Annotated in this window: 14 protein-coding genes; 12 read left to right on the top strand and 2 right to left on the bottom strand. The window is 45.3% G+C overall.

The window, feature by feature from the left end:
* Positions 1-44 precede the first annotated feature (44 nt).
* Entirely contained in the window at positions 45-1,721 is a 1,677-nt protein-coding gene (locus IB222_RS15355; RefSeq protein WP_001084068.1) for a DUF4041 domain-containing protein, read from the bottom strand.
* A gap of 20 nt (positions 1,722-1,741) precedes the next feature.
* Entirely contained in the window at positions 1,742-2,338 is a 597-nt protein-coding gene (locus IB222_RS15350) for a phage repressor protein CI (protein WP_000107902.1), read from the bottom strand.
* Positions 2,339-2,433: 95 nt separating this feature from the next.
* On the opposite strand from IB222_RS15350, the gene IB222_RS15345 reads away from it, so the two are divergent.
* From IB222_RS15345 to IB222_RS15290, 12 genes are all read left to right on the top strand, one after another.
* Complete coding sequence (locus tag IB222_RS15345) at positions 2,434-2,655, top strand: hypothetical protein (RefSeq protein WP_000188448.1); 222 nt, start codon at positions 2,434-2,436, stop codon at positions 2,653-2,655.
* 32 nt (positions 2,656-2,687) lie between these two features.
* The gene (locus tag IB222_RS15340; protein ID WP_000460893.1) at positions 2,688-3,197 is read left to right on the top strand and encodes a phage regulatory CII family protein; all 510 of its coding nucleotides are present in this window, start codon (positions 2,688-2,690) and stop codon (positions 3,195-3,197) included.
* Between the two features lie 7 nt (positions 3,198-3,204).
* Positions 3,205-3,405 (top strand): phage filamentation protein Fil family protein, encoded by a 201-nt coding sequence (locus tag IB222_RS15335; protein ID WP_000956181.1) that lies wholly within the window; start codon positions 3,205-3,207, stop codon positions 3,403-3,405.
* Positions 3,369-3,710 (top strand): DUF5347 domain-containing protein, encoded by a 342-nt coding sequence (locus IB222_RS15330; protein ID WP_000963473.1) that lies wholly within the window; start codon positions 3,369-3,371, stop codon positions 3,708-3,710. Before IB222_RS15335 ends, IB222_RS15330 begins: the two co-directional genes overlap by 37 nt.
* 67 nt (positions 3,711-3,777) lie before the next feature.
* Entirely contained in the window at positions 3,778-4,011 is a 234-nt protein-coding gene (locus IB222_RS15325) for a DUF2732 family protein (RefSeq protein ID WP_001244224.1), read from the top strand.
* Positions 4,011-4,238 carry a TraR/DksA family transcriptional regulator gene (locus tag IB222_RS15320; RefSeq protein WP_000752619.1) on the top strand — a complete coding sequence of 76 codons (228 nt, stop codon included), beginning with the start codon at positions 4,011-4,013 and terminating at the stop codon, positions 4,236-4,238. The genes IB222_RS15325 and IB222_RS15320 overlap by 1 nt, the downstream gene beginning before the upstream one ends.
* The gene (locus IB222_RS15315) at positions 4,235-5,092 is read left to right on the top strand and encodes a DNA adenine methylase (protein ID WP_000104182.1); all 858 of its coding nucleotides are present in this window, start codon (positions 4,235-4,237) and stop codon (positions 5,090-5,092) included. Before IB222_RS15320 ends, IB222_RS15315 begins: the two co-directional genes overlap by 4 nt.
* Positions 5,089-7,503 carry a replication endonuclease gene (locus tag IB222_RS15310; RefSeq protein ID WP_112044509.1) on the top strand — a complete coding sequence of 805 codons (2,415 nt, stop codon included), beginning with the start codon at positions 5,089-5,091 and terminating at the stop codon, positions 7,501-7,503. The genes IB222_RS15315 and IB222_RS15310 overlap by 4 nt, the downstream gene beginning before the upstream one ends.
* Positions 7,504-7,656: 153 nt before the next feature.
* Positions 7,657-7,845, top strand: coding sequence for a hypothetical protein (locus IB222_RS15305; protein ID WP_001154431.1), 189 nt, complete (start codon positions 7,657-7,659; stop codon positions 7,843-7,845).
* Between the two features lie 10 nt (positions 7,846-7,855).
* Entirely contained in the window at positions 7,856-8,089 is a 234-nt protein-coding gene (locus tag IB222_RS15300; protein ID WP_001555842.1) for a DinI-like family protein, read from the top strand.
* 375 nt (positions 8,090-8,464) lie between these two features.
* Positions 8,465-9,379 (top strand): hypothetical protein, encoded by a 915-nt coding sequence (locus IB222_RS15295; protein ID WP_001146828.1) that lies wholly within the window; start codon positions 8,465-8,467, stop codon positions 9,377-9,379.
* Positions 9,376-10,116, top strand: a complete 741-nt coding sequence (locus IB222_RS15290) for an HIRAN domain-containing protein (protein WP_000185756.1) — start codon at positions 9,376-9,378, stop codon at positions 10,114-10,116. The genes IB222_RS15295 and IB222_RS15290 overlap by 4 nt, the downstream gene beginning before the upstream one ends.
* The last annotated feature ends 9 nt before the right edge of the window (positions 10,117-10,125 follow it).

The following is a 10,125-nucleotide window of genomic DNA, read 5'->3' as shown; positions in this document are numbered from 1 at the left end:
ATACAACCAGTAATCAATGTGTGATTACTATGAAACATACATTGCTAAGCAACATGCAGTTCATCGTTGGCGGAAGTTGCTGCTTTGCGCTCTTGCTCAATCGCCAGTGACTCTCTATATTCTTTCGCTTCCGCAAACATTGTCCATTGTGCGTTGATGTTCATATCTTCAATAACAGACTTAATTTCTTTAATATTTACGTTGAAAAACTCTTTTCGTGAGTTAATTTTATTGACCTGTTTTTCGTTGAAGACTTTATGCAGATGATTTTCTAATGATGGTGCATCATCACTATAAATCATCGCATGAACATCGAACGAAAAAGGAACACTAGCATCACCGAGTTCACGAACACGATCAAGTGGTTCAAGGCGGCGTGTCATTCCAATTTTATATACATCTTCGCCAAATGAGCCAATATTACTAATTATATAAACGTGGCCTGATCTAGTTTGTTGAGCCATAGAAATAGCTCGTTGGTTTTTAGCTTCAGCTTCTTCATATTTTAACTGTAGTTCAGCTATTTTTTGCTCTAAAGCTAAGCGTTGTTCTTCATTTGCAAGCATAAGCTCTTTTGTTGCTTTATTTATAGCTTGCTGAATAGCTTTCTCTTCTTTTTCAGCTTCTTTTATCGCTTTTTCATACTCCCTACGAGCTCTTTCCTCTTCACGAAGTTGTTCTTTAATCCTTCTTTGCTCTTCTTTTTCTTCGAGCATAATTTCATTAACTGCAACTCCCCATTTTAGCTCGTTGAGTCGAGCTTGAAGATAGATGTCACTTATTTTTGCGGACCTAAAGGCAGAACCATTGTAATTTACAAGTTGAAACGCATCTTTTATCTCTTGGGAAAGTTTTCCAAAATTGTTGTGTTTGACTTTTGATAAAATACTGTCAACTCTTCCATTGAAGGCATCTAAAACAAAGTTGATAGCAGTATTACGCCTGTTTTGTTCAACATAATCACACGAAGCAGCTTTATTAGTTTTTATTAATGATTTTGTTAACTCCCTGGCTTTTTGTAATTCCTTACCTGCATCTGTAAACTCATAATTTTCTGCCAATTCATCGAGAACGCTACGGTTAGGGATGATCCATTCATCACCATAACCTTCAATTTTATTTTTCATTGATTTGGCAACTGCTTCATATTTTTCTGCAAACTCTTTAGCTTCATATGCTGAACCAGCAATCTCTTTTGCTCTTTCTTCTGCATCGGAAATAATTTTCACTGCATTGTCATTAGCATTTGAGATCAGCTCATTTGCTTTACTATTGGCATTATCAAGACGTTCTTTAGCTTTCAGGCGTGCATCGCGAGCGTCTTTAGTAATTGCTATAGCTTCGCTATTAGCGTTGCTTATTTTTATCTGAGCTTGATAATTTGCTTCGTTTACTGTCTTAGCAGCCTTTATTTGGGCTTCTTCTATTTTTTGCCTGGCTATTGAGTCTGCATTTTTTATCTTATTCTCTGCTTCCATCACTGCGCTGTGCAATTCTACGTATTGCCATAATGGCGCAGCTCGTCCTTCAAGCTCTGATAGATCTCGTACAGTCTGTGCTAATTCTTCTTGATTTTCTTTCAGTTGGTTGGAAAGGGCTATGTTGTTAGCTGTCAAGGTATTTATAGCCGCTTTATGTTTTTTGCTTTGCTTAAATAATATTACAGCTAGAATGGGGGCGAGAAATGCTAATAAGAATATAACGATGGAAAATGAATTCATTTTTAAATCCTTTTACTATATTAATTTGAAACTATTGTACTTCTTATACAAGCAACTACTTCAATATCAGAAAATGCACATTCAAAGCTATTCTCTGTACTTGTAATTTTAATCATACCTTTTGGAAGCTTTGTGATTTTTCGAATGGAATAGGTTCCGTCGATGTTGATTAACCAGTGCCCATCAAGTACTTCAGAAAATTTTTGATCACAAATGTATGTGACGAGCCCATCCTGAATAACAATTGGTGATGAAAGATTTGCAGGAAGAAATGATGAATCGAAGACATATGAACCATCTTCAATCATTTTGCCTGCGGTAAGGCGAAACTTGGCAAGCTCTTCTGTAGCTGCTGTCAGCGAGCTTTGCTTAAGGCCTTGCCCGGTGGTTAACCATTTCAGTGAGGTTCCTGTTTCAAGAGCACATTGGATTATCCAGTCTGCAGGAAACGTATCCCGCAAATACCTGTTCGCCAGAGTGCTTTTTGATACTTCCAAGTGATCAGCTAAAGCCTGTCGTGTCGTAAAGCCATAAGCTTCGACTAATCGCTCAATCGCAGCCTTACCACCTTTATTGGGATTTATTTTGATCTCATTTGGGTACTTTGATGTTGACATATCTCTTTTGCGATCCTAGTATCAATTTTGTCCCCATTTGGGTACTTGTCACGATTACTACAGGCTCACCACAAGCCAATAGGAGATGTTGCATCATGACCCCTAACATTTCAATAACTCTGAATACGCCACATGTCACAATTGAGCGTTATAGCGAACTTACTGGTCTTTCTATCGACACCATCAACGATATGCTGGCTGATGGTCGCATCCCTCGCCATCGCCTTCGGAAAGACAAGAAAAGAGAAAAGGTAATGATCAACCTTGCTGCTCTTACCGTTGATGCACTTACTGATTGCAATGTTGTATTCAACTAGTTCCATTTTGGGATACATCAGGGGTGTCGACTATGTTTGATTACCAAGTTTCCAAACATCCACATTTTGACGAAGCCTGTCGTGCATTCGCACTGCGCCACAACCTGGTGCAACTGGCAGAACGTGCAGGCATGAATGTACAGATTCTGCGGAACAAGCTGAACCCAGCTCAACCTCATTTATTAACCGCACCAGAAATCTGGTTGCTTACCGATCTGACTGAAGATTCAACGCTGGTAGATGGCTTTCTGGCACAGATTCACTGCCTGCCATGTGTACCGATTAATGAGGTGGCAAAAGAGAAACTGCCGCATTATGTCATGAGTGCAACCGCAGAGATCGGGCGTGTTGCTGCAGGTGCGGTATCCGGCGATGTAAAAACCAGTGCAGGTCGTCGTGATGCTATCAGCAGCATTAACTCTGTAACACGGCTGATGGCGCTGGCCGCTGTTTCATTGCAGGCCCGTTTACAGGCTAATCCTGCGATGGCGAGTGCAGTTGATACCGTTACTGGCCTCGGTGCTTCATTCGGTTTGCTGTGAGGTGCTTATGCTGACGAAAGAACCATCATTTGCATCGCTGCTGGTAAAACAAAGCCCGGCAATGCACTACGGTCACGGCTGGATCATGGGGGAGGATGGTAAACGCTGGCATCCGTGCCGTTCACAGGATGAATTGCTGGCAGAACTATCTACGAAAAAACGGGGGAACAAATGGCTATTGAAGGCGCTGCGGCAACTGTTCCATTAAGCCCCGGTGAACGCCTGAATGGACTTAATCACATTGCGGAGTTAAGGGCGAAAGTTTTTGGCCTGAATATTGAGTCAGAGCTTGAGCGGTTTATTAAAGATATGCGTGATCCACGGGATATCAATAATGAACAAAATAAACGAGCACTGGCTGCCATATTCTTTATGGCAAAAATTCCAGCTGAACGTCATAGCATCAGCATTAATGAGCTGACCACTGACGAAAAGCGGGAGCTGATTAAAGCAATGAATCATTTTCGTGCAGTGGTGAGCTTATTTCCCAGACGGCTAACCATGCCGAATTAACCAACTAATGAAATTAATGGCGTAAACCCGCCGGGCATCCCTTTATCTAAATTCAGGAGAATTGATTATGCGTAATATTGAAACCCTCACGACTAAAACCGGACCGGATGACGCAGGGCTTAATATTTTACTGACAGAGGCTCGTCTGGAAGAACGCCGGGCAAGGGCTGAAGCAATGGCAGCTCGCCTTGATAGCCTGGCGTGTCATATCTCATCCCGTCAGCTAAACCACGTGGAAGCGGCAGAACTGCTGCGTGTGACTGCTGAAGCAATCCAGAACGAAGCGCAGGAGATCCACTAATGGCTGATGCAATGGATCTCGTACAGCAGCGCGTTGAAGAAGAACGCCAGCGCCATATCCGTGCTGCCCGTGCCAAAACGCCGGGCGTGTCCCGCGTGCTTTGCGTTGAGTGTGAAGCGCCAATTCCGCCAGCACGCCGCCGTGCCATTCCGGGTGTGCAGCTTTGCATTACATGTCAGGAAATCGCAGAGCTGAAAGGCAAACATTACAACGGAGGTGCTGTATGAGCACCATCTTGAAATGGGCGGGAAATAAAACCGCCGTAATGTCCGAACTGAAAAAACATCTTCCTGCTGGTCCGCGACTAGTTGAACCTTTCGCGGGTTCCTGTGCTGTGATGATGGAGACGGATTATCCCTGCTATCTGGTTGCGGATATTAATCCTGATTTAATCAACCTCTATAAAAAGGTTGCCGCTGATTGTGAATCGTTTATATCTCGCGCCAAAGTTTTATTTGAGATCGCAAACAGGGAGGTGGCTTATTACAACATAAGGCAGGAGTTTAATTACTCAACTGAAATTACTGATTTCATGAAAGCGGTATATTTCCTGTATCTCAATCGTCACGGTTACCGTGGGTTATGTCGCTATAACAAGAGCGGGCATTTCAACATTCCCTACGGTAATTATAAAAATCCGTATTTCCCTGAAAAAGAAATTCGCGCTTTTGCAGAAAAAGCCCAGCGAGCAACGTTTATCTGCGCCAGCTTTGATGAAACGCTGGCGATGTTGAAGGCGGGGGATGTGGTGTATTGCGATCCGCCTTATGACGGTACGTTTTCCGGCTATCACGCTGACGGCTTTACTGAAGATGACCAGTATCACCTGGCATCCGTTCTTGAACATCGGTCATCAGAAGGACATCCGGTCATTGTTTCTAACAGTGACACATCCCTGATCCGTTCGCTGTATCGCAATTTTACTCACCACTATATCAAGGTAAAACGCAGCATCGGCGTAGCAGCTGGTGAGAGTAAATCAGCAACAGAAATCATTGCTGTTTCCGGGCCGCGCTGCTGGGTGGGATTTGATTATTCGCGTGGCGTGGATAGTTCTGCCGTGTACGGAGTACGTGCATGAGCCATGCCGATATGAGCAACTGCTGCGGCTTTAACGAGGCTGCCGCATCGTTCTCATGGAACAGCCCGAAAAAGGCCATTAACCCTTATCTGGACCCGGCGGAAGTTGCGCCGGTTTCTGCGCTTTCAAACCTGATCACTCTGTACGCTGCCGATAACGAGCAGGAACAACTGCGCCGCGAGGCACTGAGTGATCAGGTCTGGGAGCGTTATTTCTTTAATGAATCCCGTGATCCTGTCCAACGCGAAATAGAGCAGGATAAGCTCATTAGCCGGGCAAAGTTGGCGCATGAGCAGCAGCGTTTTAACCCGGACATGGTCATTCTGGCAGACGTCAGCGCCCAGCCCTCCCATATCAGCAAGCCGCTGATGCAACGTATTGAATACTTCAGCAGCCTGGGCAGGCCAAAGGCTTATTCCCGCTATTTACGTGAGACGATTAAGCCATGTCTGGAACGACTGGAGCATGTACGCGACAGCCAGCTATCTGCATCTTTTCGTTTTATGGCAAGCCATGTAGGGCTGGACGGCCTGCTGATTCTGCCTGAAATGAGTCAGGATCAGGTGAAACGCCTGTCTACCCTTGTCGCTGCGCATATGAGCATGTGCCTTGATGCAGCTTGTGGTGATTTGTATGCCACCGATGACGTTAAGCCAGAAGAAATCCGCAAGACATGGGAAAAGGTGGCAGCGGAAACCCTGCGTCTGGATGTCATCCCGCCTGCGTTTGAGCAACTCCGTCGGAAAAGAAACCGCCGTAAACCCGTGCCCTATGAACTCATTCCGGGTTCGCTGGCGCGTATGTTGTGCGCCGACTGGTGGTACCGGAAATTATGGAAAATGCGTTGCGAATGGCGGGAAGAGCAGTTGCGTGCTGTCTGCCTGGTCAGCAAAAAAGCATCTCCCTATGTCAGCTATGAAGCCGTGATGCATAAACGTGAGCAGCGCCGCAAGTCACTGGAGTTTTTCCGTTCTCATGAACTGGTGAACGAAGAGGGCGACACGCTGGATATGGAAGACGTGGTAAACGCCAGCAGCAGCAACCCGGCGCACCGCCGCAATGAGATGATGGCCTGTGTTAAAGGTCTGGAGCTTATCGCGGAAATGCGCGGTGACTGCGCCGTTTTCTACACCATTACCTGTCCGTCACGTTTCCATTCCACGCTCAATAACGGCAGACCAAACCCAACCTGGACAAATGCGACGGTAAGACAAAGCAGCGATTATCTGGTCGGCATGTTTGCTGCATTTCGTAAGGCGATGCACAAAGCCGGGTTGCGCTGGTATGGCGTGCGGGTGGCTGAGCCGCATCATGACGGTACAGTTCACTGGCACCTGTTGTGTTTCATGCGCAAAAAAGACCGCCGCGCCATTACTGCATTGTTGCGTAAGTTTGCCATCCGTGAAGACCGCGAGGAACTGGGTAATAACACTGGTCCACGCTTTAAATCTGAGCTGATAAACCCGCGCAAAGGAACGCCGACAAGCTACATCGCGAAATACATCAGTAAGAACATTGACGGGCGTGGTCTGGCTGGCGAGATCAGCAAGGAAACGGGTAAATCCCTGCGTGATAACGCTGAATACGTTAATGCCTGGGCGTCTCTGCATCGTGTTCAGCAATTCCGCTTCTTTGGTATTCCGGGACGTCAGGCTTACCGTGAACTTCGCTTGCTGGCTGGTCAGGCGGCAAGGCAACAGGGTGACAAAAAAGCAGGTGCGCCGGTACTGGATAACCCGCGTCTTGATGCCATTCTGGCTGCTGCTGATGCTGGTTGTTTTGCCACCTACATCATGAAGCAGGGCGGCGTACTGGTTCCCCGCAAATATCACCTCATCAGAACCGCTTATGAAATCAACGAAGAGCCAACCGCCTATGGCGATCACGGTATTCGTATTTATGGCATCTGGTCACCCATTGCAGAGGGCAAGATCTGCACTCATGCAGTGAAGTGGAAAATGGTTCGTAAGGCCGTTGACGTTCAGGAGGCGGCAGCCGACCAGGGCGCTTGCGCCCCTTGGACTCGTGGCAATAACTGTCCCCTTGCTGAAAATTTGAACCAACAAGGGAAAGACAAATCAGCTGATGGGGATACCAGGACGGACATTACCCGCATGGATGACAAGGAGTTGCACGATTACCTGCACAGTATGAGCAAAAAAGAGCGCCGGGAACTGGCTGCAAGGTTACGCCTGGTGAAACCGAAACGGCGTAAAGACTACAAACAGCGAATTACAGACCATCAGCGACAGCAGCTCGTCTACGAACTGAAGTCCAGAGGATTTGATGGCAGCGAGAAAGAGGTCGATTTACTCCTTCGCGGCGGCAGTATTCCGTCAGGAGCAGGCCTGCGTATCTTCTATCGGAACCAGCGTTTGCAGGAAGATGATAAGTGGCGAAACCTGTATTAATTACGCGGGTTAACAATTCGTGCTCTTAATAATACCAGGCATATCAGGCTGATGAACGTAAAAAAACGTTTTACATCAGTAAGATTATTATATACTGTAAATATAAACAGTGGTTATGTATACAGTATTGCTTGTGGTGTCATAGGAGGAAAGATGCAGGACTATTTTTTGGAGTCTTTGAAGCTCCAGCGCATTGATTTTTTTCTTAAGCTTGTAGCGGCTAGTGAGTGTAGTGATGAAGAGAAGGGGCTGGCTCTGCAGTGGGTTTCTGAATTGACTGATGAACTCATGGCAAAAATCAGAAGCCACGAATACAACCGCTCAATGGATGTCATCAGCTGAGGTGACTTTTATGCGCATTGAAATAATGATCGATAAAGAGCAGAAGATTAGCCAGTCTACCCTGGACGCCCTTGAATCCGAGCTTTACCGCAATCTGCGCCCCCTGTATCCAAAAACGGTAATTCGTATCCGCAAAGGTAGCTCTAACGGTGTGGAACTGACTGGGCTGCAACAGGACGAAGAAAGAAAACAAGTGATGAAAATTATGCAGAAGGTGTGGGAAGACGACAGCTGGCTGCATTAAGAAACGTTGCTGGCGTCTGAACTTGCTTCTGGCGTCAGCAAGGTTGAACAACGAGCCCTTGCGAGGCGTTAGCTCTGTAGTGCATGTCTATGCCGCATGAGATCGCATGATCGTTTGAGGATCGTTTTTGCTAAGGCCCGCCAGAACTGGCGGGCTTTTGCGTAGATCATGCAGGTGCATGAAAACCACTACATAAAGCGGGCAGGCGTGGCGGGGATACGAGCGCGCGTTAAGCCATATAAGAGTTATATATTGATTTGATTGCTGGACATACATACAGTATCGCTCTATCATCTAATAAATCTTAGGGTATTTGACAATGTTTGGATAAAATGGAACCTAACTTATTCATAATCCGCTAAACAGGGATGTCAGATGCCATACCAATTGGTAGAGCTTAGCCCCGTAGCTAACGATCTTGAACAGTTAGGAACCAAAGAGAAGTTTTGGTTCTATTTCTCCGATGACACTGTAAATTTGCAGTTGTTTAAGTACTCTAGGCCAGGTACTGGCGAGCATTGGTCTGAAAAGTGTGCTGCTGAGTTATGTCATTTGCTTAACATTCCACATGCTAGCTATGATTTGGCGCGATACAATGGTCGATTCGGTGTGGTGACTCAGAATATCATTCCATCTGGTTTCCGGATGGTAATGGGAAATGAAGTGCTTCACAGTTCGACATTCGATTATCCTGGGCCTTTACAAGCCGGGGAAAAGCCGGTAAGGGTCAGAGAACACACTGTCACAAGGGTCTTGGGTTGTTTAGATAGGGAATCTATCAAGCCTCCTCCGAGTGTATATGATCTAACCGGGCTAAATGCAGCAGATGTATTTTGTGGATATTTGATGCTCGATGCACTTGTGAGTAATCAAGATCGCCACCATGAAAATTGGGCAATCATGCTTAACAATGAAACTGGTGAGCAGTTTTTGTGTCCAACATACGATCATGCCGCTAGTTTAGGAAGGGAGATGTTAGATGATGAGCGTAACGAACGGCTTAATACTAAAGATAAAAATCGACAAATCCCATGTTTTGTAAGAAAAGCTCGCTCTGAGCTATTCAAAGCAAAAACTGATAAAAAGCCCTTGCTGACTGTTGAAGCATTTCAACATGCAGTTGAAGGGAGAGTTGCCGCTCGCGACCATTGGTTAGGTAAGTTGAGCGTTTTAACAGAAGATTCCATTACAGATGTGTTTAACCAAGTGCCTTCATCGTGTATATCCGACAGTGCACGTAGATTTGCAACGTTAATGGTAATGGAAAATCGCAGAAGGTTACTAGAATGACTAATACAAACTCCGTTTACGTCGCATGGCAGGCACCAGATACCAGAGACTGGCATGTTGTTGGTAACTTGCAAGAGCGCAAATCGGGGTATGTTTTCAGGTATACCAAAGGTGCTCTTAAATCTTCTAAATTTACAAAGTTTAGCGGCATGAGTGATGTTCGTGAAACTTATGTATCGGAAGAATTGTTTCCTCTTTTTAAAAATCGCCTTTTATCACCGAGACGTCCAGAGTATCCGAGTTTCATTAAATGGCTTGGATTTGAAGAAGATAAGGTAAATCCTATCGATATTCTTGCTCGCTCGGGAGGCTTACGAAGCACTGATCAGCTGCAGATTTTCAAAAAAATTGATTTTGATTCTGATGGTAACTTTGAGCATTTTTTCTTCTTACATGGACTTGGTTACTTGAATAGCTTAGCTAATGCTCGTGTATCTGAATTGAAACCGGGGCAAATTTTGCGTCTTTGCTTGGATCTTCAAAATGAATACGATGGGGATGCTGTTGTCGTTCGTGCAGATAAACCAGCTGAAATCGTTGGTTACTGCCCTAGGTATTTAAGTAATGACATCAAGAAGATGTTATTGGATGATCCAAAATCAATCACTTTAACGGTCGAAAAGATTAGCGATGATGCTCCTCATAACTATCGGTTATTATGTAAATTATCAGGGGTACTAAGCCAAGCCTGTCAATCGACGCTGATTCCTCAAGATGAGTTTGAACCTATTGAGTAAATGAAGAAA

It is taken from the genome of Citrobacter sp. C13 (assembly GCF_014596815.2).
Classification (GTDB): domain Bacteria; phylum Pseudomonadota; class Gammaproteobacteria; order Enterobacterales; family Enterobacteriaceae; genus Citrobacter; species Citrobacter portucalensis.
This window is presented reverse-complemented; position numbering and strand designations above follow the sequence as displayed.